This is a genomic window from Acidovorax sp. FG42, assembly GCF_057809195.1.
The window spans coordinates 183645-209459 of record NZ_JBMDJM010000004.1; the positions used below are offsets into that span (position 1 = coordinate 183645).

Genomic DNA, 25815 nt, shown 5'->3' on the forward strand with positions numbered 1-25815 from the left:
CGCCCAGAACCTCCCGCCAGCCAGCCGCTTATTGTGTCGCCAGGCTCAAATCCGCACGCGGGGTCCACTTTTCGGGCTGCTTGCCCGATTTGGGCGCGGCCACGAACAGCCGTTCCACCGGCAGCTTTTGCGCCACCAGGTACGCGCGGATCGCCTGGCCGCGCTGCGTGGCCAGCTCGGCGGCCATGGCCTCGGTGGCAGGTTGGTGGGCCAGCAGCAGGGCTTCCATCTCGGGCACCGTGAGGTCCTTGGCCAGGCCGACCAGATTGCGCGGCTTGGGGATGTCAGCGCGGCGGTACACCTCCTTGAGCAGGGCAGGGTACTCGGCGGCGGACACCGGGGCGGTGTCCGCCGGGTTGGCGCGGCGTTTTTCGGCCAGCACCAGCTGCTGCAGGTGCTCGCGCTGCAGGCCTTCGCGTTCGTCCGGCAGGCTGGCCGTGCCGGTCACGGTGATCTTGAGCGCGGGGCGGTCGGCCAGGGCCTTCGCCACCTTGTCCAGGCTCTGCTGCGCCTCGGGCGTGAGGGTGGCGCTGCCGGGGGCAAAGGGCACATGGTTCATCTCCTCGCCACCACCAAAGGCGCTGGCCAGCAGGCTGAAGGGCGAGGTCAGCGCCTTGCCGATGAGGTTGACGATGATCTTGAAGATCACCGGGCCGATGCGGAACTGCGGGTCGTTGAGTGAGCCGCTGATGGGCAGGTCCAGGTCGATCACGCCCTGGCGGTCGGCCAGCAGGGCCACGGCCAGCTTCACGGGCAGGCTGTTGGGCGCGCCCTCCACGGGTTCGCCAAAGGTCAGCTGGTTCAGCACCAGCCGGTTGCTGGCGGTGAGCTGGCCACTGGGCAGCACCTTGTAGTTCACGTCCATGCTGAGCTTGCCGCGCTCGATGCCGTGGCCCGCGTACTTGACGGAATACGGCGTGAGCGGGGGCAGCTCCAGATCGCGCACCTTGCCCACGATGTCGAGCGCCAGCGGTTTGGCCAGCGGGTTGAGCTTGCCGGTGACTTCCAGCGACGCCGAGCCCTCGGCGCGGCCGCGCAGCTCCAGGTCGGCCAGCGCGGGATCACCGCCGGGCGCTTCGGACGAGAACGCGCTGAGCTTGCCGGTCAGCTCCGACAGGTCGGCCGAGTAGTTGGGCTTGATGAAAAAGTCCGAGAACAGCACCTTGCCGTTGACCAGGCTCACCGGGCCAAACACGACCACGGGAGCCAGCGGGTCGGCCTGGGCCACGGCGGCCGTGGGGGGGGCAGCTGGCGCAGCCGATGCGGTTGTGGCGGGAGCTGGTGCGGTGGGTCCCGCTGTGCTGGCAGCAGCGCTGGCTGCGTTGGCCGCTTGGGCCTCGGCCGGGGTTTTGGCAATGTCGCTCAGGTTGATGCGGCCGGCCTCGTTGATTGTGATGCGAGCAAAGAAGTCAACCAGGCTGGTTTCCTTCACCTCCACGCGCGGCGCGGTGCCGGGGGCGGTGGCCACGGCCAGGCCGCGCAGGTTCAGGCTCTTCCAGGCCAGCAGTTCTTCACCCACCTGGGCCTCGGTCTTGGGGGTGAAGGCGGCCGTGCTGTTGGCCCGCAGGTCTTCGACCACCGCATCGCCGCTCAGGCGCAGGCTGACTCCCTTGTCCGTCTGCGCCAGCGCCACCTGGCCCCGGTAGCCCACGTCGGCGCGCAGCAGCTCCACCGACAGCTGGCTGGCCAGGTAGCCGTCCAGTGCGTGCACCGGCAGGCGGGTGGCGTCCAGCTTGCCCTGGGTGGTCAGGGGTTGCAGGGCCAGCGTGCCCTGGTAGTCGATCGTGCCGGGCGCGGCCTTGTTGCTGCCCTTGCCCGGCGCGGCGGCGCGGGCCGTGAGTGTGAAGGCCTCGGGCTTGCTGCCGTCGCTGGCCAGGTTGCGGGCGGTGATGCCCAGGGCGGTCACGTCCAGCGCCACCGGGCGCGGCTGGGCGTTGTCGGCCAGGGTGACCGTGCCGCCCTGCAGCGAGAAATCGGCTACGCGCAGCTTCCAGGGCGCGGCGTTGCTGGCGGGTGCTGGGTCAGCGGCTGCGGTGGCGCTGCCTTGTGCGGCGGGGGCGGCCTTCTCCGATTTCAGCCAGCGTTCAAACATCCAGCGGCCATCTGCACCGCGCTCCACCGCCAGTTGCGGCTGGGTGATGGCCAGGCGCTCCAGCGTGGCGGTGCGTGCGTCCAGGGGCACTTCGGCGCCCGCAATCTCCAGCTTGCCCAGGCTGGCCAAGGTGGTCTTGCCTTGCTTGACGGCCAGTTGCTCCAGCGCCAGGGGGCCCGCCTTGAGGGTGACACCCGTGGCACCTGCCTGTGCGGCTGCGCCCGTGGGGGCTTGCCAGGTCACACCCACATCACCGCTGAGCTGGCCGGTCACCGTGGGCTCCAGCGCCTGGGCCAAGTAGGGCGCGGCCAGTTGCAGGGCCAGGGCGTTCAGGGTGGTGTTGACCTGGGCCTTCTGGTCCGTGGCTTCGCCGGTGAAGCTGAGCGTGCTGCCCTGCAGGTTGAGCCCGCCCTTGAAGGTGAAGGGCTTGGCGTTGTCTTTGGCAAAGGGCAGGGCGATGTCGGCGGCCTCCAGCGCAAATTCGGTGGCCTGCAGGGCCGCGGCGGGGCGCGTGGTGGCGTCGGCCCAGCGCAGGGTGCCGCCGCGCACGGCGGCCGTGGCGACTTCGACCACCCAGGCGGGGGCGGCTGTTTTGGCCTTGGCTTTGCCTTTGCCTTCACCCACAGAGGCGGAGGCTGTGCTGGCGCTGGCCAGTGGAGCAGATGCAGCGTCGGCAGATGCGGGCACTGCAGATGCGGTGGTCTTGTCCTTGGCGGGCGTTGCAGGCTGTGCAGGCGCCGCCAGTTGTGCCAGGTTGATCTGGCCCGCCGCATCGCGCGTGGCCGTGACCACCGGCGCCGTCAGCTCCACATGCTGCAGGCGCACGATCTGCTCCAGCGGGCGCACATCGGCCATGTCGATCTTCAGGCGCTCGTAGCTCAGCAGGTCGGCCCCTTGGCGGTCGGCCATGCGCACACCGCTGGCTTGCACGGTGCCGCTCAGCTTCACGGCCATGCGCGGGTGCTGCTCAAAGGCCACCTTCACATCTGCATCCAGCGTGGCGCCTTGCACCTTCACGGGCAGGTTGGCCGGCAGGTAGCCCAGGTAGGACGCAAGGTTCAGCCCATCCAGCCGGATCTGTGCGTCGGCTTTGCCGGTCTGCGCAAACGGCGTGCCCTCGGCGGACGAGTCAAACCGGCTGCCGTCCAGCGTGAAGGCCAGGTGGGGCTCCACCTTCACCTCGCGCTGCGAGGGCAGGGTGCTGATGAACGGCACTTTCAGCGTCAGCGCGCGCACCTCGTGGGTCTCGCTGATGGTGTTGTCGATGAAGTCGATGCTGCCGCCAGTGAGCGCCAGGTTGTACAGCGCCAGGCGCGCGGGGCCTTGGTCGGGCTCGGGGTCGTTCTTGGGCGCGGTGACCTTGGCGATGATGTCGTCCACGTCGTAGCGGCCGTCGCCCAGGTGGGTGATGCGCAGCACCGGGTTGTCGATGGTGAAGGCGTCCACCACGGGCGCCAGGCGAAACAGCGATTGAAGCTCGCCATCGGCATAGATGCGGCCAATGGTCAGCTGCGGGGGCGCCCCATTGGCACCCGCCACGGCCACGTCACGCAGCGCAAATTCGAGGCTCCAGGGCTGAAAGTCGATGCCGCCAATGGTCACGGCGCGGCCCAGTTGCTCGGACGCAATGCGCTCCAGCGGGCCCTTGACCAGCGGCGGGATGGCGAGCCAAGTGACCAGCCAAAGAGCGATCAAGCCCGCCAGCGCGCGAACGGCGGGGCGGAACCAGCGGTGCTGGCGCAGGGTGGCAAACGAGACGGAGCGCAGGGAGATCGGCATGGCGGCAGACAAGGGTAGGCGCCGCAGCCCCGGGGGAGGCCCGGTCATCGCTACCCGGATGCCGGGCGGCTGCTGCGCGCGGGCGCTATTGTCCCCGTTGTCCGCCTGCCTGCGTAAGCCAATGCAACCGGGGGCTGCGGTGGCTCAAGATTGTTGACAGTGGGGCCGGGCGCTTATCACTGGGCAAAGCCTAGTACCACCCGCCGGGTCGTTGCACTCTTTTTCTCGATTTTGGTCACCACGATCCCGCCGATCTCCGACGTATTGGCCACATGAGTGCCCCCACAGGGCTGCAGGTCGATCAGCGGCGCGCCGCCTTCGCCCCCGATGCGGATGGTGCGGATGCGCCCCGTGCCCCGGGGCGGCTGCACGCTCATGCTCTTGACCAGGGCGGGGTTGGCGTCCAGTTCTTCGTCGCTGATCGAAGCCACGGTGAGTGGGTGCGCAGCGGCCACCAGGGTGGCGATGGCGGCCGTCAGTTGCTCCTTGTCCAGCGGGTCTGTCATCGCAAAGTCCAGCCGCGCGTAGTCGGGCGTGATCGAGCAGCCGTTGACCAGCTGCGGCACCACGTGGCACAGCAGGTGGCTGGTGGTGTGCAGCCGCATCATGCGGTGGCGGCGCTCCCAGTCGATGCGAGCTGTGACAGCCGTACCGGGCTTGAATTGCGCCACGCGGTCTTCCTGCGCTGGGGCTGGGATGTGGACGATGTCGCTGGTGGGGTTGCCTTCGGCGTCTCTGCCCTTGCGGGTGTCGGCAATGGTGATCTGCGTACCGTCTGCCAGCATCAGCACGCCGCTGTCGCCGGCTTGGCCGCCGCCCAGGGGGTAGAACACGGTCTGGTCCAGCACGATGCCAGCATCGGTGACTGCGGTGATGTGGGCGCTGCATTCGCGCAGGTAGGCGTCTTGGCGGAAAAGGTCTTGGGTCATGGTGGCATGTTAGCGGCGGCGCTGGCCGTTTCCCAGGCGTCGACAGCGCCGCTACCATGCACACATGACTTCTGCCGCATTGACTCCCTTGCCTTCCCGCTTCTGGGCCGACTTGTCCACCCGTGATTTCGCGGCGCTAAAGGCCAGCGGGCAGGCTGAACAGGTGGTGGCTGTGCTGCCCGTGGCGGCCATCGAGCAGCATGGGCCGCACCTGCCGCTGTCGGTGGATGCGACGCTGCTGCAGGGGGTGATCGATGCCGCGCTGCCGCAGCTGCCCGCCGACTTGCCCGTACTCTTTTTGCCGCCACAGAATGTGGGCCTGAGCCCGGAGCACATCCGCTTTCCGGGCACGCTCACCTTGTCGCCCGCCACGGTGATTGCGCTGTGGACCGAGATCGGCGAGTGCGTAGCCCGCGCGGGCATCCAAAAGCTGCTGCTGTTCAACGGCCACGGCGGCCAGGTGAGCGTGATGGACATCGTGGCGCGCGAGCTGCGCACGCGCTGCGACCTCCTTGTCTACAGCGCCAGCTGGTTCAGCCTGCCGCTGCCCGACGCGGTGGCGGGCCAGTTCAGCGCCCAGGAGCACCGCTTTGGCATCCATGCGGGCGAGATCGAGACATCGATGATGTTGCACCTGGCGCCCGCCACGGTGCGGATGGAGCACGCGAAAAATTTCCGTTCCACCTCGCAGGACCGGTCGGAGCGCTACGCCATCCTGGGCAACGGCAAAAGCGCCAAGCTGGGCTGGCAGATGCAGGACTACCACCCGGCGGGCGCCGTGGGTGACGCGGCCGCAGCCGCGGCCGACAAGGGACAAGCGGTGGTGGACGCTGCAGCGCGGCAACTGGTGGCGCTGCTGCAGGAGCTGCAGGCGCTGCCGCTATCTACCCTGGCGAGCGGGCCTGACCTGGGTTGAATCGATTTGCTATGTTATTGATAGCTGTCGGCGCATGATCCACTAGCGCAAGCAGTCTGAAAGGCTCAAAAAGCCGAAATCTCGGTGCTTAGGCGTGCGTGACCCACTGCGCATGCTCAAGCTCATTGAGGTGCGGCAGCGTGTTGAAAGTCTGCAGCATCAGCCGCTTGGGCGAGATGGAGAACTCCGTCACTGCGCTGTTGCGGATGCGCATGTTCAGCGCAATCGTCACCTCGGGCGCCGTGCCCAGCACCTCGCCCACGGCGGTGGAGATGGGGCCGCCGCTGCTCACCAGCAGCACGTTCTGGCCTGCGTGGTGGTGGCGCACATGGTCCAGTGCGCTGCGCACGCCGGCTGAAAATTCGTTCCAGCTGGGCATGCCCTGGGGGCTGATGACGCCTGCCATCCACTGCGCCAGCGCGTCGCACAAGATGCGGAAGTGCGCGCGGTAGCGCTCGGGCGTGTCGGCCGGGCCCAGGGGTTGGGGGTGGATGGCGGCGATCAGTGCGTGGCTGTCGTATTCGTTGAGGCCTGGCAACTGCAGCGCATCGGGCGTGGTCTGCAGGCCCTCGGCAATGCCTTCCAGCGTCTGTGTGTGGCGGCGCAGCGTGCCGGTGATGACGGCGTCAAACCCCAAGCCGCGTGCGCGCCAGTGTTCGCCCAGTCGCACCGCCTGCTGGCGGCCCAGCGCGCTGAGCTGGTCGTAGTCTTCCGCGCCAAACGAGGCCTGGCCGTGGCGCACGAGGTAGAGGGTTCCCATGCGGCGGATTGTGATCAGAACCCGCTGCAGGCGCTTGTCGCAAAAGCGACCGATGCTATTAAATGTGTAGCTTTTTCGGTTGAATCCGCGAGGGCTTCAGTCCGCCAGAACGTTGCCGAACATGGGCGCATCCACGTTGCCGCCCGTCAACGCCAGGCCCACGTGCAAACCCTGTAGCTGGTCGCGTTCCTGCAGCGCTGCCGCCAGTGCCGCCGCACCTGCGCCTTCGGCCACGTTGTGCGTGTCGGTGAACAAGGCGCGCATGGCAGCGGCCACCTCGGCGTCGCTCACCTGCACGATGTGGTCGATGTGGGGCGCCATCACGGCCAGGGCCTCGGCGTCGGCCACGCGGCAGGCCATGCCGTCGGCGAGCTGGGTGGTCACCGGTGCTTCGACCACATGGCCAGCGGCCAGCGAATCGGCATAGGTGGTGGCGTGGCTGCTGACCACGCCGACCACGCGCACGGGGTGCTGCAGCGCCAGCTTGGCGGCGATGGCCGAGCACGCGCCCGAGCCCTGGCCGATGGGCACGTACACCACATCGAGCTGCGGCACGGCGCGCAGGAACTCCCACCAGTAGGTGCTCACGCCGCGCAGCAGGTCGGGGTGGAAGCTGGGCACCATGTGGGCGCCGCGCTGTGCCGCCAATTGAATGGCGTGTTCGCGCGCTTCCTGAAAGTCGTCGCCGTGTTCGATGAGCGTGACGCCCAGCGCGCGCATGGCAGCGTTCTTCTCCACTGAGTTGCCGCGCGGCACGACGATGGTGCAGGCCACGCCGTGGCGGCGCGCGGCCCAGCCCATGCTTTGGCCGTGGTTGCCGCGTGTGGCGCTGATGACCTCAGAGGGCAGCGCGCCGCGCTGGGCGAGCTGGTCGAAGTAGGTCAGGCCGCCCCGGATCTTGAACGCGCCCACGGGCGTGTGGTTCTCGTGCTTGAGCCAGCAGTCGGTGCCCAGGCGCTGGCTGAGCAGGCCCCAGCGGTACTGGGGCGTGGCGGCGAAGTCGCGGTACACCACCTCGGCAGCGGCTTCGATGTCGGCCAGGGTGGGCAGCAGGGCGGTGGGGTCGAGGCGGGTGTTCATGCGGCGGCTTTCTTTTCGGTAGAGGACCACAGGGTGACGGGGCCCAGCGGCGTGGAGAGGTGTGCCGTGAGGCCAGGCGCGTTGCCTGCGGCGACGGCGACCTGGGGGCCGACACCGATGGCGTCACATGCCGCCTGCAGCGTGGAGACCTGCGGGTGCTGCAGCGCGAGTTGTTCCAGCTGCACGCCGCTGGCAGGCAGGCTGTCGCAGGGGTGCACCGCGCCCCACTGAATGAGCGTGGGCAGGCAGCCGTCCATCAGGCGCAGGCCGTCGTCCCGCACGGTGATCTGCCACTGCAGCAGGCCATGGGGCGTGGGGCGGCTGGCGGTGATGACGGCGCCGCGATCCATGTCCAGCGCCGACAGCGCGGTGCACGCGGCCGCCACGTCGGGCACGCTCGCCACCCAGTGGATGAGCTGGGGGCCGTGTTGTGCCACCTGGGCCTGCAGATTGGCGTCATCCATGTCAAACCAGCGTCTTGCGATAGTGGATATTGCCTTGGGCGCTCCTGGGTTGATAGCAATGATCTCCAGGTAGGCGCGCCGATGCGCCGGGCTGGAGACGTTGAAGATGCGGTTGTGCGTGCCCATCAGCGGGTGTTCGCCGCCCGCCGTGGGGGTGATGCCCAGCGTGCGTTGGCACCAGGCCACACCACTGGCCAGGTCGGCCGCCAGCACGACCAGGTGGTCCACGCAGGCGGGTTGCTGGGTGGAGGTGGCGGTCACAGCAGCACCTCACCGGTCATGCAGGTGACCGAGTTGCCGCCGACCCAGATGGTGTCGCCGTCCTGTTGCACGTACACCCGCCCGGCGCGCCCCAGGCAGGTGCCTTGGGTGGCCACATATTGGGCGGGGGCCAGCCCGGCGCCGATGAGCCATTGCGCCAGCGCTGCGTTCAGGCTGCCGGTCACGGGGTCTTCGGCCAGGCCGTTGTTGCCGGGGAAGAAGGCGCGCACTTCAAAGGCGATGCCCTCGGCGTCGGTGCTGCCAATGACACCCACCTTGCCACGCGGGCCGACCACGCCCACGTCCAGCTGGCCAAGGATGCTGGCGTCAGGCTTCAGCGCCAGCACCTGCTCGCTGCTGCGCAGCATCACACCCCGCCAGTTGGGGCCGTTGTCGCACCAGGCGTGGTGCAGGATGTCGCTGCGCGCCACGCCCAGGCCCCGGGCAATCAGCGCCACGTCATCTTCGGCCAGCGGGCCGCTTTGGATGAGGGGCGGCGCGGCGAAGGCCAGGCGCTCGCCGTCCTGGCGCAGCGTGACCAGGCCCACGCCACATTCCTGCACCACCTGGCCCGCGACCTGGGGCCGTCCGCCGGCTTGGAGCCAAGCGTGGCAGCTGCCCAGCGTGGGGTGGCCTGCAAAAGGCAGTTCGCGCCCGGGGCAGAAGATGCGCACGCGGTAGTCGGCACCGGCGGCGCGCCCTTCCGGGGTGGGGGGCAGCAGGAAGGTGGCTTCGGACAGGTTGGTCCAGTTGGTGAAGTCCTGCATGGCTTCGGTGCTGAGGCCGGAACCGTCCAGCACCACGGCCAGGGGGTTGCCTCGGTAGGGCGTGGCGGTGAATACATCGACTTGCTGGAAGGGGCGTTGGTGCATGGTGGTCAGGTCCTTGGTCAATCAAGCGGGCAGTAAAGCGGGGTGGGCCGGGCACGCCGGGGGCTCACCGGGGTGTGGCCCGGTGTGCAAACAGGTGGTTGTGGCTCGGCGCCCTGGCGGGGCCGAGGGGGCAATCAGCCGCTGGGGTGCGGGGCAGGGCGGTGCGGGGTCATAGCAGCACCGTGCCTTCAATGCAGGTGACCGCGCGGCCGCCCACCCACAGCTGGTGGTCATCGTCCTGGCGGATGTGTACGCGGCCCGCGCGGCCCAGGCATTCGCCCTGGGCCACCAGGTAGCTGCGGGGGGCGAGGCCATCGGCAATCAGCCATTCGGCCAGGCTCGCGTTGAGGGTGCCCGTCACCGGGTCTTCAGGGTTGCCCATGGGGGCGGCAAACGCGCGCACCACCACGCCGGGCTGGGCGGTGTTGCTGGCGGCAGGGCCCACATGGATCACGCCCACGTCCTGGCCCAGGTCCTTCAGGCGGGCGTGGTCGGGGTGCAGGCCCAGCACCGTGTCGGCGCTGTCGAGCAGCAGGCCCAGCCACACGGGGCCGTTGTCCAGCATCTGCGCACCCAGAATCTGCTGCGGGCGCAGGCCCAGGGCGCTCGCAATCAGCGGCACCAGCGCGGGGCTGGGGGCGCTGCGCTTGAGCGGGGGGGCGGCAAACGCCAGGGTGTCGCCGCTCAGTGCGATGCGGACCAGGCCCAGCGCACATTCCTGGATCACCATGCCGTCCTGCTGCGGGCGGTGGCCTGCCTGCAGCCAGGCGTGGCAGGTGCCCAGTGTGGGATGGCCCGCAAAAGGCAGCTCGCCATTGGGGCTGAAGATGCGCAGGCGGTAGTCGGCCCCGGCCGCGCGCCCGGCGTCGGTGGGCGGCATCAGAAAGGTGGTTTCCGACAGGTTGGTCCAGGCCGCAAAGCGGCGCATGTCACTGTCGCTCAGGCCGTCGGCATCCAGCACCACGGCCACGGGGTTGCCGTAGCCGGGGCGGTCGCTGAACACGTCGATCTGCTTGAAGGAGCGCTGGTGCATGGAGAGGCTCACGCGAGAGGCTGATCCAACACGCCCCGGGCGCCGGGGCGGGTGCTGACCGTGTTGTACCACCGCTCCAGGTGGGGGTGTGCAGGGCGATCTTGCGGCAGGCCCCACCAGCGGTGGATCTCGCAGCCCACCGGGATGTCGGCCATGGTGAACCGTTCACCCGCCATGAAGGGCTGGCGCGCCAGGTGGGCATCGAGCAACGCCATCAGCGGCTCGGTCAGTGCGACCGATGCGGCGATGAGCGCCTCGTTGCGCTGTGCTGCGGGGGTGCGAATCCACTGGAGGAACGCATCACGCCCTGCGGGGTTCAGCGTGGTCTGTTGCCAGTCCATCCACTGTTCGGCCACAAAGCGCGTGGGCAGGTCTTCGGGGTACAGGTTGCCCAGCGAATGCCGGGCGCACAGATAGCGCACGATGGCGTTGGACTCCCACAGCGTGACGCCCGTGTCTTCGTCCTCAATCAGCGGCACCAGGCCGTTGGGGTTGAGGCCCAGGTAGCGTGCCTCGCGCACGATGCCGAACTGGCCGCCCGCGTCGGTGCGCTGCACCGAGGGCAGGCCCAGCTCCTGCACGGCCCACACGACCTTGCGCACGTTGATGGACGACAGGCGCCCCCAGAGCCTCAGCATGGTGAATCAGCCCTTGCTCTCGCGGATCGCCGCAGCCAGGGCGGCGATGCCGGTGGCGATCTGCTCCACGGTGGAGGTCACGAACGACAGGCGCAGGGTGCGGTGGTCGGCGTTGTCGGCATAGAAGGCCGCCCCTGGCACAAAGGCCACATTGCGCTCCACGGCCTTGGGCAGCAGCTCGATGGCGCTCATGCCTTCGGGCAGGCGCACCCACAGGAACATGCCGCCGTCGGGGCGGTTCCAGTGCACGCCCAGGCCTTGCATTTCCTTTTCGAGCGCAGCCAGCATGGCCTCGCACTGCTGCTTGTACAGCGCGCGGATGGTGGGCACGTGGCGGTCCAGGAAGCCGTCCTTCATCACCTCGGCCACCAGGCGCTGGTTGTAGCCGGGGGTGTGCAGGTCGGCCGCCTGCTTGGCTTGCAGCAGCTTGGGGTACACGGCCTTGGGCGCCACGATGTAGCCCAGGCGCAGGCCGGGGGCCAGCACCTTGGAGAACGAGCCCATGTAGATGCAGCCCTCGGGGTTGCGGGCCGTGAGCGGGGCGGGCGGCGGGGCGTCAAACCACAGGTCGCCGTAGGGGTTGTCTTCCACCAGGGGCAGGTTCAGCTCGGCGGCGGCGGCCACCAGCTCGGCGCGTCGTGCGTCGCTCATGGTGCGGCCCGTGGGGTTCTGGAAGTTGGGCAGCACGTACAGGAAACGTGCCTTGTCCGCACCCGTGCCCACCTTGGCGCGCAGGTCGTCCATCAGCACGCCCTGGTCGTCGCTGGCCACGGACACCACGTTGGGCTCCATGGGCGTGAAGGCCTGCAGCGCGCCCAGGTAGGTGGGGGTTTCCACCAGCACGCGGCTGTTTTCGTCGATGAGGATCTTGGCGATCAGGTCCAGCGCCTGCTGCGAGCCGGTGGTGATCAGGATCTGGTCGGGATTCACGTCCCAGGGCAGGAAGTCGGCAATCGCCTGGCGCAGCGGGCCGTAGCCTTCGCTGGCGGCATATTGCAGGGCGCCGGGGCCGTCATTGGCCAGCACCGCAGCGGACGCGGCGGCAAACGCGGAGACCGGGAAGGTCTTGGGCGACGGCAGGCCGCCCGCCAGGCTGATGATGCCGGGCTTTTCGGTGACCTTCAGGATTTCGCGGATGACTGAGGGGTTCATGCGCTCGGCACGGCGTGCCAGGGTCCACGTGCTGGTGGTGGGAAGGTCGTTCAGTTTCACTCTCGTCTCCTGCGGGTGGCCGCCTGGGCCGCTACGGTTGCAAAGTTGTTGTCAAAAAATGGGGGGCAGCAACCCTGGCGGGTGCGTTCACATCTTCTTAGAGCCTGTTCAAAGTCTTTTTGGAGTCGCACAAGTCCCTTGCCGGGATGGGATGCAAGGCGCGGTGCGCTGCCAATAGCCTGTGCTATTGGCAAGCGCCGCAACGCCGCAGACCGCCCGGCAAGATGCTTGCCCGCAGGGTTGGAGTGAAATCGGGCGATTGGACGCCCCGGTTGCTTGCATGGGCATGGGCCCATGCGGCGCATCCGAAGCATCCACTCATCCCGATTGCACTTCAATGCGATCTCCAAAAAGACTTTGAACAGGCTCTTAGTCCACGATGAACAGGGTGGCGCCCTGTGGGGAGGTGGACCGGTGAGGTTCTGCATTGTCCGCCACCTGGTAGCTCATACCCGGTGTCAGGGTGTACTGCCGGCCGTCGGCCAGCTCGGTGTGCAGCTCGCCGCTCAGGCACAGCAGCACATGGCCTTTGGTGCACCAGTGGTCGGACACATAGCCTGGTGTGTACTCGACCATGCGCACGCGCACCTCGCCAAATGTCTGGGTGCGCCAGAAGGCCTGGCCTGCTTCGGCGCTTTTTTCTTCGCGCGGAATGCTGGCCCAGTCGGTGGTGGCAAAGGGAATGTTCTGCAAATGCATGGTTTCAGTCCTTGATCGACACCACGGCCTCGATCTCGACCGCGAAGCCGCGCGGCAGAGAGCCGACACCCACGGCCGAGCGCGCGTGCCGCCCCACATCACCAAACACCTCCACCAGCAGGTCGGAGCAGCCGTTGATGACCTCGGTGTGCTGCATGAAGTCGGGCACCGCATTCACCATGCCCAGCAGCTTGACCACGCGGCGCACGCGCGACAAGTCTCCGAGGGCTGCCTGCATCGTGGCAATCAGGTGCAGGCCTACGTCGCGGGCGTGCTGGCGAGCCTCGTCCGTGCTGATCTCGCGGCCCACCTTGGGTACCACCGCCATGTCGTTGCGCAGGGGCGATCCCTTGCCCGACAGGTACAGCGTGTGGCCGTCCAGCACATAGGCATCGAAGTTGCCGCGCGGGGCGGACACGGTGGGCAGCACCAGACCCAACTGTTGCAGTCGTTGTTCTGGGGTGATGGCACTCATGCGGGGGCTCCTTGTTGTTGAATGGGCATCCGTTTGCCCATGAAGACGGTGGCGATCACGGCCACGGCAAACACCAGGGTGACGGTATCAAGGTGTTCACCCAGCAGCGGCACGGCAAACAGCAGGCTCAAAAAGGGCTGGATGAGCTGGATCTGGCTGACCCGCACGGCCCCCAGCGCCAGTGCGCGGTACCACGCAAAGAAGCCGATCCACATCGAGAACAGCGCCACGTACAGGAAGCCCGCCCAGCTCATCGCGCCAATGCTGGAGGGCATGGCGGGCGCAAACCACCAGGCTACGGGCAGCGTGAGTGGCAGGCTACACAGCAGCACCCAGCAGATGACCTGCTCGGCCCCCAGCCGGGGCGTGAGGCGGGCCCCCCCGATGTAGCCCAGGGCGCCGGTGGTCATGGCAATCAGCAGGTAGACGTTGGCCGCGCCCAGGTACAGGCCGCCCGCACGCCACACCATGAAGCCCAGCACCAGCCCGCTGCCCAGCACCGCGCAGGCCCAGAAGCCTGCCGATGGCCGCTGCCGGTACCACAGCGCACCCAGCAGGGCGGTGGACAGTGGTAGCAGCGCGGTGACCACCGCGCCATGGGTGCTGGGCACGTGGCGCAGCGCCAGCGCCAGAAACAACGGGAAGCCCACGATCACGCCGAACGCTGTGATGCCCAGCAGCGGCCACTCGGCGCGCACCGGCAGGTTCAGGCGCCCCTGTGCGCGTTGCCACAGCAGGTAGCCGATGGACAGCAGCCCCGCCACGGCGGCACGCCCGAACGTGACGAACCAGGGGGACAACTGGGGCGCATCGGTGGAGCCCACGGCCAGCCGCGTCATGGGCAAGGTGGCCGCGAACAGCGTGACGCCGACCAGGCCCCAGAGCAGGGCTTCTTTTTCCTGTGTGCGGTTCATAGGGTGAGCATCCAGTACGCCGTCAGCACCAGCACGAGTGCCAGCGTGCGGTTGAACCACAGCAGCCGGGTGCCCTGCGCCAGCCACTGGCGCAGCAGCGAGCCCACCAGCGCATAGACAAAGTTGCTGGTGAAGGCAAACACCATCATCACGCCGCAGATGATGGCCAGGCGCTCCCCGGGGTTGGAGGCAGGCTGCCCGGCGGCGTTGACCACCCAGCCTGCGCTGAGTGTGAGGGCCAGCATCCAGGCCTTGATGTTGACGAACTGCAGGCCCACACCCTGCCAGAAGGTCACGTTCAGGCGCGAGGTGTCGATGGCCGTCATCTGGCCGGCGCGGCTGAGCTTGAAAGCCAGCCACAGCATGTAGGCCACGCCCAGCAACGTCACAGCCCAGCGCAAGGCTGGCACGCCGGTGATCAGGGCTCCCAGGCCCAGGCCGCTGCCCAGCATGAGCAGCGTCCAGCCCGCTGGGACGGCGAGGCAGAAGCGCAGCGCGCGTTTGAGGCCCAGGTTGGCCGCGAGCGCAGTGGACAGGGTGGTGTTGGGCCCCGGCGAAAAGCTCATGGCGGTGCAAAACAGCAGCAGGGCGGTGAGTTCGGCGACGCTCATGGGGAATTGCAGAGGGGTTCTTGTCGGATGTGTGGGTTCAATGTAATCTTGCAAACCAATACATGACCAGTACAGTCATTCAGCGCAGTATTGAATCTGTATTGGTTGCGAAGACAGTACACCACCCGGGGCCTTGCCATGCTGATGAAATCCTCCACCCAGTCGCTCACCGAGCAGTTGTCGGCCCGGATCTCGGAGCGAATCCGCAACCGCCTGCTGGCGCCCGGCGCGCGCCTGCCGTCGGTGCGCCAGTGCGCGCAGCAAAACGGGGTGAGCCCGTCTACCGTGGTGGCGGCTTATGACCAGCTGTTGGCGCAGGGGCTGGTGGAGGCGCGCAAGAACCGGGGATTTTTTGTGCGCGAAAGTGGCCGCGCGGCCCATGCTGCCGACGACGAAGACGCCCGCCCCGTGGACCCCGGACTGGAGAGTGCGGCCGCCAACTGGAGCACGGCGCACTGGTTTGCGGCGCGTGCGGCGGGGCGCGCGGGCCCGGGCGTGTCGCCCGTCAACGCCACGGCGCTGATCCGGGGCATGTTCCACAAGATCAGCGACAAGCCCCAGCCCGGCATGGGGGTCTTTCCGCCTGACTGGCTGGAGTCCACCTTCATGCCTGCGGCCGTGCGCAAGGTCACCAACTCACGGGCCCTGCAGGACTTCTCTCTGCAATACGGCGAGCCGCTGGGCGATGCAGGCCTGCGGCGTGTGCTGGCCAAGAAACTGTCCACGCTCAACGTGCACACGGTGCCCGAGAACATCATCACCACCGTGGGGGCCACCCATGCGCTCGACATCGTGAGCCGCACCCTGCTGCGCCCAGGCGACCCGGTGATGGTGGAGGAGCCCGGCTGGGCGGTGGAGTTTGCGCGCCTGGCGGCGCTTGGCATGCACATCCTGCCCGTGCCGCGCCGCGCCGATGGCCCGGACCTGGAGGTGATGGCGCGTTACTGCGAGGTGCACAAGCCCAAGCTCTACGTGAGCGTGAGCGTGTTCCACAACCCCACAGGCTATTGCCTCACGCCGGGCAGCGCCCACCGTGTGCTGCAGCTGGCCAACCAGCACAACTTCCATGTGGTGGAAGACGACACCTACAGCCATATTGCGCCCGAGCACGCCACCCGCCTCACGGCGCTGGATGGCCTGCAGCGCACCATCTACGTGAGCGGCTTTGCCAAGATCCTCGCGCCCAACTGGCGCATCGGCTTCATGGCCGCGCCGCCCGCGCTGGTGGAGCAGTTGCTCGACACCAAGCTGCTGGCCACGTTGACCACACCCGCGCTGCTGGAAAAAGCCCTGGCCTTGTGCATCGAGCAGGGCCAGCTGCGCCGCCACGCCGAACGCATCCGCACCCGGCTGGATGCCGCACGCGCGCGCAGCGTGAAGCTCGCCCTGGGGGCGGGTTGCACCTTTGCGGCCGAGCCGGTGGGCCTGTTTGGCTGGGTGGAGACGGGAGTGGATACCGATGCGCTGTCCCAGCGCATGCTGGACGAAGGCTACCTGCTGGCGCCCGGTGCGCTGTTCCATGCGGAGCGCAAACCCAGCACCCTCATGCGTATCAACTTCGCGACGACGCAGGAGGCGGCGTTCTGGAAGACCTTTGCGCGGGTGCGCGACGAGCAGGCCCGGTGAGTCGCTGAGCGCTGCCCCGTCGGGCGAAGCAGGCGCCTCACTGGGTCAATGGGAGGCAGCCTTTGGGGAGGACAAGCGCAGACGCTCGGCAGGGCTTATTTTCTTTCCACTTCCAGATCAGACAACACCCGCAGCAGCGCGCGATTGACCTCTTCGAGGTCCATCTCGAAGGTCTCGCACAGCTGGCGAATGGCGCTGGCATCGTCGGTCTCCAGCGCACAGGCCATCTGCAGGCCGCCGGTGTAGGGGCCGGTGCGCAGCACGGTGGCGTCGTAGATGCGTTCGGACAGGGGCAGGCGCTTGAGGATGGTGCCGAGGGGCTCGCCCAGCAGCTCGTCGAGCTGGGAGAGCAGACCGCACAGGTAGATCTCGCGGCGCAGGTCGTTCTCGATTCCTGCATCCAGCAGCCGTGCCGTGAGCTGGGCGCGCATCACCATGGCTTCGCGCACGGGCTGCATGTTGGCCTCGGTGCTGGCATGGGGCTGCTGATCGGACAGCCAGCGCTTGATGGAGCTGTAGCCCATCATCACCAGGCCCCGGCGCAGCGAATCGATACCCGTGCGCAGGCCCAGGGCGGCCGAGTTGGTGTACACCATGAAGCGGTAGGCGAGCAGCGGGTCCTCGCCCATGATGTCTTCGAACGTCTCCAGCGACTGCTCGTCGTCGATGGCCTTCATGAGCTTGAAGATCACTGCGTGTGACGGCTGCTGCGGGTGGTGGCGCAGGCTGTAGAGCACGTCCTCGGTCGGCCAGCCGGCCAGGGCCATCGCGTTGCCGTGGTCCAGGCAGTGTTCCATGAGGGCCCGGCTGGCGATGTTTTCGTACATCTGGCCAGCCAGCACCGGGCTGGGTGCGCGCTTGGCCGCCGGTGGGGGCGCAGCGGCTGCGGCGCTGCCCGGGCGGGGCGGTGTGGTCTGCAATGCAGCCACGGCGTCTTCGGGGCGCAGTGTCAGCAGGCTGTTGTCAAAGCAGCGGGCTATCTCGGGTTCGGGCAACTTGTCCATGTCGCCACGCCACACCAGGCGCAGACCTCGCTGGTGCGCGGCCTTCACGCGGTCATAGATGGCCGAGTCCGACAGCCACTCGCCGCGCACCTCGATCCATGGCGCAGCACGCGGGGCGTTTTCGAGCAGGTCGCACAGCAGCTGGCGGGTCTGTGCCGAGATCAGCAGCGGCGGCGAGCTGGCCGACCACAGCTCCTGCAGCGTTCGCAGCAGATGGCCGCCATCGACGGTGGCCGAGGCCTCGTTGTGGGCGTACAGCTGGATGCCTGCGAGTTTGCGGGCTCGGTTCCACAGAGGGCGGTAGCCCAGGATCAGGCTACCTAGTACGGATTGGACCATGTGCTCTCAGGCAAAAAACGGGGCCAGCCGACACGCGCGGGATGGGAGTCGCCGCGTACACCAGCCGGTGCTGCCGCCTGGAGGCACCGGGTGCGCCGGACGCCACGCCCGAACACCCCTGCCGCGCAGGCTGCTAGCCAATAAAGTTGAACAGCGACAACTTCTGAACCTGCGCATAGGACTTGAGTGCAGCCTCATATCCCACCTGCTGGTTCTGGAAGTCGGAAATGCCCTTGATCATATCGAGATCCTCTGCCCGCGAACGGTCACCTTCCAGCTGGATGGAGCGCTTGTCCTGGTCGCCGGTGATGCGGTCTGCGCGGTTGAGCAGCTCGCCGGCAAACCCGCGGATGTTGTGTAGCCGCTCCAGACCGACATCCATGTTTGCCAGCGCTTGCCCCACGGCCTGGATCGCTGCGTTGCTGTTGGGTGCGCTGCGGATGCCGTTGATGGCGCTGTCCAGCGTGCTGAACATGCTGGGGCTGGGTTGCAGCGTGACGATGTCGCCGTTGTCGGGGTTGCCCTTGATGTCGAAGGTCAGCCCCGGAATGCCGGTGACGGAAATAGTGACCGGCTTGTCGGTGGGGTAGTCTGGCACTGTGACCGCTGGGGACGAGATGCCAGTTGTAGTGTTGGTCAGCGTGTAGGTGGCGGTGCTGGTGCCGGTCGTGGCGCCCGGACCCACCGCGCTGAAGGTGATGGCGTAGTTGTCACCAGTGATCAGACTCTTGTCCACAGGCGTGACGGGGGTAGTGGTGAGCTGGCGGGCGTTGGGGATGGCGCTGACACTGGCGGTGTACACGCCATCGCGGTTGGGGTCGAACATGAAGGCGGCGTCGCCGTCCACGGTGCCGGGGATGGTGACGCCATTGCTGGAGGTCTGGCCCGGCAAGCCGGCAAAAACGTAGTCGGGGCTGCTGCTCAGCGGGCCCAGGAACGGTGCCAGGGCACTGCCCAGCGCGCCCAGCAGCGGGATGCCGTTGGTGTCCTTGCGATTGGCCACTTCCACCAGTTGCTCACGCAGGCCCTGCAGCTGGTTGGCAATGGTGGCGCGGTCGTTGGGGGTGAGGGTGGCGCTGCCTGCGTTCACCACCAGCTCGCGGAAGTTCTGTACTAGGCCCACCGCATCGCCCAGCGACGATTCGGCCTGCGCAATCGCATTGCGCTGGGTTTCCAGTGCGCGCTGCTCGGTCTGGATGCGCGACAGGCGGTTGAGCGCTCGTTCGGCCTGCGCGGCCGACACCGGGTCGTCACTGGCGCGCACCACGCGTTTGCCCGAGGTCAGGTTTTCCTGCAGCGTGGTGAGGCTGGTCTGGCGCGCGCCCAGGTTGCGCAGCGCGTTGTCATACATGTTGGCCGTGCCGACGCGGTAGATGTTTGTGCTCATGTCGAACTCCTCACGCTAGGGGCTCCGTTCATCGGCCCAGGCCCTGGATCAGCGAATCAAAAATGTTCTGCGCAATCTGGATCATCTTGGCCGAGGCCTGGTAGGCTTGCTGGTATTGGATCAGCTTCGCGGCCTCTTCGTCCAGATTCACGCCCGAGACCGCCGTGCGGTCGCGCTCCAGGTTGGCGGCGATGGTGGAGGACAGCTGTTCTGCAAACTTGGCGCTCTGGGTGCGCGTGCCCACTTGGGCAATAGCGCCAGCGTACCCGTCGGAGAGGGTGGACTCATCAAACATTTTCACGTCGCGCAGACCCATGAGGGCTTTGGCGTTACCGGCGTCTCGGGTGTAAAAGTCGCCGTATTGCGGGTCTGTGGCGTTGCCTACAGTGACCGTATCGCCAGACTTTGGTGTGCCTTGCAGGGTGATTTCCCAGCCATCAATGGAGATAGCTTGGCCGGACACATAAGGTAACCCCGAGGTACCTGACGGCGGATTGGAGGAGCCATTGACGGTATACGTTACCGGTGGCCCCGCTGCAAAGCTTAGTTGGACTCCGGTAACTGGGGGAAGAATCAGCGCAGGGTTCCCCGTAGCCTTGAGGCTGCCCAACTGCATGGTGCCGCCGTTGGCCGTGCCCATGGCTGCGTTGATGGGGTTGGCTGCTGCCAGGTCGCGCGGCGAATACACCAGCGCCTGGATGTTGTTGGCAGCCGTGCTGAACGGCTTGAACAGCATGCGCTCGCCGGGGTTGCCGGGCGTGGTCAGGTTGAAGTTAAGCCCGTCGATCTGCAGCGTGGCCAGGTTGGCGGCGTCGGTGAACGGGGTCGATTTGCCGTCGGACAGGCGCACCACCTGGCCGGCCGTGCCGGTGGTATAGCGGATCTCGTAGTCTGAGGCTTCAAACTGCGTGGGACCAGTGAACGACACCGTGCCCACGCCTGCGCCGTTGGTATAGCCCGGCATGCTGGTGGGCAAGGCGAACAGGTCCTTGCCTGGCACACCGTCCAGCGTCAGGCCCAGGTTCTGCTGGTCGTTCATCGTCATGCCGATGGCCAGCGCCATGCGGCCCAGCAGATTGCGCCCTTCGCTCAGGTCCGTGTTCTGAAAGCGCAGCAGGCCCGAGACACTGCCACCGCCCAGCACGTTCTCATCCAGCTCGATGGGCGTGGCTCCAGGGCGGTTGAAAAACAGCTTGGACTGTCCGCTGCCCGGGAAGGTCGTTGCATCATCGATCGACAGGCTGGTGGCCGTGCTGCCCAGCACCAGGGGCTGGCTGCCCGCCACGAACAGGCCCACGGTGCCGTCATCCGCCGGGATCTGGGTGGTCTGCACATACTGGTTGATGTCGCGGATGATCTGGTCGCGCTGGTCCAGCAAGTCGTTGGGGCTCTGGCCGTTGCCGGTGGCACGGGCAATCTGCTCATTGATCGCCGCCATCTGCGTTGCCAGGCTGTTGATGGCGGTCACGCTGCTCTGCAGCTGTTCCTTGACGGTGTATTCGATCTCGTTGATCCGGTCGCTGGCGGTGCGCATGCGTGCGGCCGTTTCGTCCAGCCGCGTGAGCACAACGGTACGAGCCGTGATGTCATTGGGGCTGCTGACCACGTCCGAGAACGCGTTCATCATGTCGTTGATGGCGGCGCCCAGGCCCTGGGTGCCGCCGCTGAATACTTCCTGCAACTGGCTCAGGCGCTGCGCGCGGATGGCGTCCGCAGCCTGGGTCGATCCAGCGGCGGCCGACTGGCGCGTGAGCAGCTCGCTCTGGTTGCGCAGAATGGTCTGCACATCCACGCCCTGGCCGATGTAGCCGCCACCCGTGAACTGGCCCTGGACGGTTTGCAGCACCACGGTCTGGCGCGAATAGCCGGGTGTATTGACGTTGGCAATGTTGTGGCCTGCCGTCTGCAAGGCCACCTGGTTGGCCAGCAGGGCGCGGGCGCCGACGTTGAGCAGACTCATGGCTTACCTCGGTTCTTCTCGTCCATCACGCCTGGGCGCGCTGTACACGCAGCGCGCTGTTGATGGCGCCGCTGAGCTTCTTGGCGTACTCGGGGTCGGTGGCGTATCCGGCCTTTTGCAGCTCGGCCGCATAGGCCACGGCAGAACCCGTCTTGGCGGTGGCCTGGGCTTTTTCGTAGCGCGGGTTGTCGGTGATGAGCTTGGCGTAGTCGCGGAACGAGTCCTCGTACGAGTCATACGCGCGGAACTTGGCCACCACCTTGCGCGGAGTGCCGTTGATGTATTCGGTGGTCGTGATCTCGGCCACCTTGCCGGTCCAGCCCTTGCCGGCTTTGATGCCGAACAGGTTGAACGAGTTGCCGCCGTTGGCAGTCTTGATCTCGCTCTTGCCCCAGCCGGTTTCATGCCCTGCCTGGCCCAGCATGAAGCTGGCGGGAATGCCGCTTTCCTGCGCCACGCGCTCGGCGGTGCCGCTGAGGTGCTGCACAAAGCCTTCCCGGCCCTTGGGCACTGGCAGGGTGGTATCGACGGACGAAGTGGTGGCGGAAGCCGCCGACCGGTTCTGTGCCTGCGGCAGGCTGAGCGTGGACGGCACCGAGAAGTTGGTGTCTGCACCGCCCATCTGGCGCGAAAGCTGGCGGGCGATGGCTTCTGATAGACCGCCCTGCAGGCCCGACATGTTGACCGATAGCTGCTGGTCCAGCATGTCCTGGCCCAGGTTGGCCTGCTCGCCTTCCATGAGGCCGGACTTCATCGTGGCGTCGCGCATGCTCTTGATGAGTTCGCGCATGAACAGCGATTCAAACTGCTTGGCCGCCTCGCGCGTGACCTGTGCGCTGTTGGCGGTGCCCGCTTCGTACTTGAGGGAGTTGAGCGAGCGGATATCGACGGCCAGTGCGTTCGACGGGCTGGTGGTGCTGGACGAGGGCAGGGTCAGGGCCATGGTCGCTCCCGGTGGATGGCGCGCGCAGCGGCAGCAGGGCGGGCCATGTCAGATCACCTCCAGCTCGGCGTTGAGCGCGCCGGCGGCCTTGATGGCCTGCAGGATGGCCAGCAGGTCTCCGGGCGTGGCGCCCAGCGTGTTGAGGGCCTTGACCACGTCGGCCAGCTGTGGCGACGCAGGCATCTGGATCACGTTGCCCGGCTCCTGGTTGATGGTGATGTCGCTCTTTTGCGTGACCACCGTCTGCCCTTGCGAGAGCGGGTTGGGCTGGCTGATGACAGGTGTGCTGCTGATGGTGATCGACAGGTTGCCGTGGGCGATGGCGCATGGCCCCAGCGTGACCGCCTGGTTGAGCACCACCGAGCCCGTGCGGGCATTGATGACGACCTTGGCCGAGGGGGTGGAGGTTTCGAGCGGCAGCTCTTCCAGGTCGGCAATGAAGCCGACGCGGGCGCCGGGGTCGATGGGCGCGCGCACCTGCACCGTGCGGCCGTCCAGCGCGGTGGCCAGGCCGTTGCCTAGCTTGGCGTTGATCACCTGCGCCACGCGGCGGGCGGTCTGGAAGTCCGAGGCATTCAGGCCCAGGTTGATGGTGTCGCCTTCGTTCAGGGGGGTGGGCACGGCCCGTTCCACCTGCGCGCCCAGCGGAATGCGGCCTGCGCTCAGGTGGTTGATCTGCACCTTGCTGCCGCCGGCCGATGCACCTGCACCGCCCACCACCATGTTGCCTTGGGCCAGCGCATAAATTTCGCCGTCAGCGCCGCGCAGCGGTGTGACGATGAGTGTGCCGCCCTTGAGCGACTTGGCGTTGCCCATGGACGAAACGTTCACGTCGATTTGCTGGCCTGGCTGGGCAAAGGCGGGCAACTGCGCCGTGACGATCACCGCCGCCACGTTCTTGAGCTGCAGCTGCGACGCCGTGCCGGGGGGCAGGCTGATGCCCATCTGCTGCAGGTAGTTGGACATGGCCTGCGTGGTGTAGGGCATCTGCGTGGTCTGGTCGCCCGTGCCGTCCAGCCCCACGACCAGGCCGTAGCCCGTCAGCTGGTTGCTACGCACGCCCTGCACCGCCGCCACTTCCTTGATGCGCAAGGCCTGTGCAGGCGTTGCCAGACCTGCGGCCGCCAGGGCCAGCAGCAGCCACAGCGCGCGCGCCGTGCGGGTCAGGGGGGAGTGGGACGAGGCTTTCATGGCATCCATTGTGGTGGGCCATGGCCAGAACTAAAACCCAAAAAGAAGCGGGTTCACCGGCTTATTGGCTGGGTCTGAAGCCGCGTTGGCAAAGGGTGCGCAGACGCGGCCTGTGAGCGGTCTGGCGGGCCATTTTTGAGCAAAAACGGCCGGAGGCGCCAGTGCAATATGCGCCAATAGCTATCAAATTCGTAGTGAATAGAGCAGCACCCAACCTCCCGCCAGATACCGGGAGGAGGGGGAGGGGCGTACTGGGCGTGATGGCGCACTCAGGGCGCCCGGGCTGGTCAGAACGGCGTGACGGTGTTGAAGAACCGGCCCATCCAGCCCATGGCCTGGGCTTCGTTCTGTGCGCCGCGTCCGCGCGATTCGACGCGCACGTTGGCCACCTGGGTCGAGTTCACGATGCTGCCGGGTTGTAGCGCGCGGGGGTCCACCGTGCCCGAAAAGCGCAGCACATCCACGTTCTGGTTCACGCCGATCTGCTTTTCGCCGGTGATGACCAGATGGCCGTTGGGCAACACATCCACCACCGTGGCGGTGATGGAGCCGGTGAAGGTGTTGGCGCTTTCGGTGCCGCCCTTGCCGGAGAACGCATTGCCCGAATTGGCGCCCACGCCTAGCTTGTCGGTGAAGGTCTTGCTGGTGAAGGGCAGGGCCGTCACGCCAGCCGAGACTTCGGAGGTGCGATCCACCGTGGACGACGACTTCTGGCTGGCCGTCACGTTCTCCACGATCTGGATGGTCACGTTGTCGCCCACCAGGCGCGCGCGCCGGTCTTCAAACGCGGGGCGGTAGCTGGCGTTGTGGAACAGTCCGCCCGTCACCGGGGGCGGGGTGCGCGGTGCAGCGGCCAGCGGGGGCGGGGTGGTGGGCAGGATGTCCACCGGAGGGGGTGGCGACAGGGTGGCGCAACCAGCGCACAGCAGTGCTGCGCCCAGGGCGGGAACGCCCGCGCGCAGCGAGCCAAGTGCCTGCAGCAGGCGAAGGGAGCGTGTGAAAGTGCGCATGGCGAAGGTCCTGGGCGAAAGCGCGGGCGAAAGAGAGGTCACAAGGGAGGTCACAGCTGGGCCAGCTTGGCCAGCATCTGGTCCGAGGTCTGGATGGCCTTGGAATTCATCTCGTAGGCGCGTTGGGTCTGGATCATGGTGACCAGCTCTTCCACCACGTTGACGTTGGAGGCTTCCAGAAAGCCCTGCTTGATGATGCCCAGGCCGTTCGTGCCGGGGGTGCCTTGCTGGGGCTGGCCCGACGCAGCGGATTCCTTGAAAAGGTTCTGCCCGATGGGCTCCAGGCCGGCCGGGTTGATGAAGCTGGCCATGGCCAGGTTGCCCACGGTCTGCGGCTGTGTGTTGCCCGGCACCGTGACTGCCACGGCACCTTCGGCGCTGATGGTGATGCTGGTGGCGTTGGCCGGAATGGTGATGCCATTGACCACGGGCAGCCCGCTGGATGTGACCATGCGGCCCTGGGCATCGACCTGGAACGAGCCATCGCGGGTGTAGCCCGCGGTGCCATCGGGCATGGTCACTTCAAAGAAGCCGTTGCCGTTGATGGCGACATCCAGGTTGTTCTTGGACTCCTGAAGGCTGCCCTGCATGAAGTTGCGGCTGGTTGCCACCGTGCGCACGCCCAGGCCCAGGTGCAGGCCGGTGGGCAGCTGGTTCTGCTCGGTGGTGTTGGCGCCCACCTGGCGCAGGTTTTGGTAGATCAGGTCTTCGAACACCGCGTTGTTGCGCTTGTAGCCGGTGGTGGAGACGTTGGCCAGGTTGTGCGAGATGACGTCGAGCTGGGTCTGCTGGGCAGACATGCCGGTCTTGGCGATCCAGAGGGAGTTGATCATGGTGCTTCCTTTTGGCGGGTGCGTGCAGGGTGGGGCAGCGGCATCAGCCGTTCATGCTCAGCAACTGGCTGGCGGTCTTGTCGTTGGTTTCGGCGGTCTGCAGCAGCTTCATCTGCTGCTCGAACTGGCGTGATGCAGCGATCATTCCAACCATGCATTCGACCGGGTTCACGTTCGATCCCTCCAGCGCGCCCGACAGCATGCGGGCGTTGGCGTCGTTGGGCATGGGGTCGCCCGAGGTGGTGCGGAACAGCCCGTCGTCGCCGCGTTTGAGCGGATCTTCGGGCGTGGGCGTGGCCAGCTTGAGGCGGCCAATGGCCTGGGCGGGCTGGCCCGGAATCTTGGAGGTCACGGTGCCGTCCGACCCGAGCGACACATCGGCTCCGGGCGGCACGTCGATGGGCGCGCCGCCATCCGACAGCACAGGCAGTCCGGTGGGGGTGAGCAGCTGGCCCGTGGCCGACACTTCAAAGCTGCCGGCGCGGGTGTAGGCCTCGGTGCCATCCAGGCCCTGCACGGCAAACCAGGCGTTGCCTGCGGCCATCGCGTCGAGATTGCGGCCGGTGCGCTGCACGGGGCCGGGGGTATTGACGTAGCCCGAGGTGGCCTCCAGCGCAAACACGCGCGTCTTGGCGCCGTCGCCCTGCAGCGGCACCGAGCGGAAGGTGGACATCTCGGCGCGGAACCCGCCGGTGGACACATTGGCGAGGTTGTTGGACAGCACCGCCTGCCGGTGGGCAGCGGCGTTGGCGCCTGTCATCGAGGTGTAGATGATGCGGTCCATGAG

At 67.2% G+C, this 25815-nt stretch carries 23 protein-coding genes; 2 read left to right on the top strand and 21 right to left on the bottom strand.

All coding sequences use genetic code 11. The annotated features are described in order from the left end of the window. Window positions 1–28: 28 nt before the first annotated feature. Together ACODSM_RS06740 and ACODSM_RS06745 are read right to left on the bottom strand one after the other, a co-directional pair. On the bottom strand, window positions 29–3871 hold the full coding sequence (locus ACODSM_RS06740; RefSeq protein ID WP_488804746.1) for a DUF748 domain-containing protein: 3843 nt from the start codon (window positions 3869–3871) through the stop codon (window positions 29–31). Window positions 3872–4047: 176 nt separating this feature from the next. After that, window positions 4048–4800 carry an alanyl-tRNA editing protein gene (locus ACODSM_RS06745; RefSeq protein WP_488804747.1) on the bottom strand — a complete coding sequence of 251 codons (753 nt, stop codon included), beginning with the start codon at window positions 4798–4800 and terminating at the stop codon, window positions 4048–4050. Window positions 4801–4864: 64 nt separating this feature from the next. Here ACODSM_RS06745 and ACODSM_RS06750 point away from each other — a divergent pair, with 64 nt between their 5' ends. Beyond that, window positions 4865–5716 carry a creatininase family protein gene (locus ACODSM_RS06750; protein ID WP_488804748.1) on the top strand — a complete coding sequence of 284 codons (852 nt, stop codon included), beginning with the start codon at window positions 4865–4867 and terminating at the stop codon, window positions 5714–5716. A gap of 88 nt (window positions 5717–5804) precedes the next feature. Here ACODSM_RS06750 and ACODSM_RS06755 read toward each other — a convergent pair whose 3' ends face one another. From ACODSM_RS06755 to ACODSM_RS06805, 11 genes are all read right to left on the bottom strand, one after another. Next, window positions 5805–6476, bottom strand: a complete 672-nt coding sequence (locus tag ACODSM_RS06755; RefSeq protein WP_488804749.1) for a histidine phosphatase family protein — start codon at window positions 6474–6476, stop codon at window positions 5805–5807. 96 nt (window positions 6477–6572) lie between these two features. Next, window positions 6573–7556, bottom strand: a complete 984-nt coding sequence (locus ACODSM_RS06760) for a threonine dehydratase (RefSeq protein ID WP_488804750.1) — start codon at window positions 7554–7556, stop codon at window positions 6573–6575. After that, window positions 7553–8281 carry a VOC family protein gene (locus ACODSM_RS06765; protein WP_488804751.1) on the bottom strand — a complete coding sequence of 243 codons (729 nt, stop codon included), beginning with the start codon at window positions 8279–8281 and terminating at the stop codon, window positions 7553–7555. Before ACODSM_RS06765 ends, ACODSM_RS06760 begins: the two co-directional genes overlap by 4 nt. Next, entirely contained in the window at window positions 8278–9153 is an 876-nt protein-coding gene (locus tag ACODSM_RS06770; protein WP_209820590.1) for a PhzF family phenazine biosynthesis protein, read from the bottom strand. The genes ACODSM_RS06765 and ACODSM_RS06770 overlap by 4 nt, the downstream gene beginning before the upstream one ends. 169 nt (window positions 9154–9322) lie before the next feature. Then, window positions 9323–10186 (bottom strand): PhzF family phenazine biosynthesis protein, encoded by an 864-nt coding sequence (locus ACODSM_RS06775; protein ID WP_488804752.1) that lies wholly within the window; start codon window positions 10184–10186, stop codon window positions 9323–9325. An 8-nt stretch (window positions 10187–10194) separates the two neighbouring features. After that, complete coding sequence (locus tag ACODSM_RS06780) at window positions 10195–10824, bottom strand: glutathione S-transferase (protein ID WP_488804753.1); 630 nt, start codon at window positions 10822–10824, stop codon at window positions 10195–10197. Between the two features lie 6 nt (window positions 10825–10830). Then, window positions 10831–12036 carry an aminotransferase-like domain-containing protein gene (locus ACODSM_RS06785; protein WP_488804754.1) on the bottom strand — a complete coding sequence of 402 codons (1206 nt, stop codon included), beginning with the start codon at window positions 12034–12036 and terminating at the stop codon, window positions 10831–10833. Between the two features lie 369 nt (window positions 12037–12405). Then, window positions 12406–12735: a DHCW motif cupin fold protein gene (locus tag ACODSM_RS06790; RefSeq protein WP_110961850.1), complete on the bottom strand. Its 330-nt coding sequence runs from the start codon at window positions 12733–12735 to the stop codon at window positions 12406–12408. Window positions 12736–12739: 4 nt separating this feature from the next. After that, entirely contained in the window at window positions 12740–13210 is a 471-nt protein-coding gene (locus ACODSM_RS06795; RefSeq protein ID WP_209820593.1) for a RidA family protein, read from the bottom strand. After that, complete coding sequence (locus ACODSM_RS06800; RefSeq protein WP_488804755.1) at window positions 13207–14124, bottom strand: DMT family transporter; 918 nt, start codon at window positions 14122–14124, stop codon at window positions 13207–13209. The genes ACODSM_RS06795 and ACODSM_RS06800 overlap by 4 nt, the downstream gene beginning before the upstream one ends. Beyond that, on the bottom strand, window positions 14121–14735 hold the full coding sequence (locus ACODSM_RS06805; RefSeq protein ID WP_015015844.1) for a LysE family translocator: 615 nt from the start codon (window positions 14733–14735) through the stop codon (window positions 14121–14123). The genes ACODSM_RS06800 and ACODSM_RS06805 overlap by 4 nt, the downstream gene beginning before the upstream one ends. 138 nt (window positions 14736–14873) lie before the next feature. Here ACODSM_RS06805 and ACODSM_RS06810 point away from each other — a divergent pair, with 138 nt between their 5' ends. After that, window positions 14874–16361 (top strand): aminotransferase-like domain-containing protein, encoded by a 1488-nt coding sequence (locus ACODSM_RS06810; protein WP_476018219.1) that lies wholly within the window; start codon window positions 14874–14876, stop codon window positions 16359–16361. A 95-nt stretch (window positions 16362–16456) separates the two neighbouring features. On the opposite strand, the gene ACODSM_RS06815 is transcribed toward ACODSM_RS06810, so the two are convergent. The 8 genes from ACODSM_RS06815 to flgF all read right to left on the bottom strand — a co-directional run bounded on the left by ACODSM_RS06815 (window position 16457) and on the right by flgF (window position 25812). Further along, the gene (locus tag ACODSM_RS06815; RefSeq protein ID WP_488804756.1) at window positions 16457–17704 is read right to left on the bottom strand and encodes an HDOD domain-containing protein; all 1248 of its coding nucleotides are present in this window, start codon (window positions 17702–17704) and stop codon (window positions 16457–16459) included. Between the two features lie 133 nt (window positions 17705–17837). Beyond that, window positions 17838–19091, bottom strand: coding sequence for a flagellar hook-associated protein FlgL (flgL, locus tag ACODSM_RS06820; protein WP_488804757.1), 1254 nt, complete (start codon window positions 19089–19091; stop codon window positions 17838–17840). 28 nt (window positions 19092–19119) lie between these two features. Then, window positions 19120–21051 carry a flagellar hook-associated protein FlgK gene (flgK, locus tag ACODSM_RS06825; RefSeq protein ID WP_488804758.1) on the bottom strand — a complete coding sequence of 644 codons (1932 nt, stop codon included), beginning with the start codon at window positions 21049–21051 and terminating at the stop codon, window positions 19120–19122. Window positions 21052–21076: 25 nt separating this feature from the next. Beyond that, entirely contained in the window at window positions 21077–21994 is a 918-nt protein-coding gene (gene flgJ / locus ACODSM_RS06830; RefSeq protein ID WP_110961858.1) for a flagellar assembly peptidoglycan hydrolase FlgJ, read from the bottom strand. A 48-nt stretch (window positions 21995–22042) separates the two neighbouring features. Further along, a complete protein-coding gene (locus ACODSM_RS06835; RefSeq protein ID WP_309828689.1) occupies window positions 22043–23185 on the bottom strand; it encodes a flagellar basal body P-ring protein FlgI in 1143 nt (380 codons plus the stop codon). 287 nt (window positions 23186–23472) lie between these two features. Continuing rightward, entirely contained in the window at window positions 23473–24195 is a 723-nt protein-coding gene (locus ACODSM_RS06840) for a flagellar basal body L-ring protein FlgH (RefSeq protein WP_488804759.1), read from the bottom strand. Between the two features lie 50 nt (window positions 24196–24245). Next, the gene (flgG, locus tag ACODSM_RS06845; RefSeq protein ID WP_488804760.1) at window positions 24246–25028 is read right to left on the bottom strand and encodes a flagellar basal-body rod protein FlgG; all 783 of its coding nucleotides are present in this window, start codon (window positions 25026–25028) and stop codon (window positions 24246–24248) included. A gap of 43 nt (window positions 25029–25071) precedes the next feature. Continuing rightward, entirely contained in the window at window positions 25072–25812 is a 741-nt protein-coding gene (gene flgF / locus ACODSM_RS06850; RefSeq protein ID WP_015015835.1) for a flagellar basal-body rod protein FlgF, read from the bottom strand. Window positions 25813–25815: the final 3 nt, after the last annotated feature.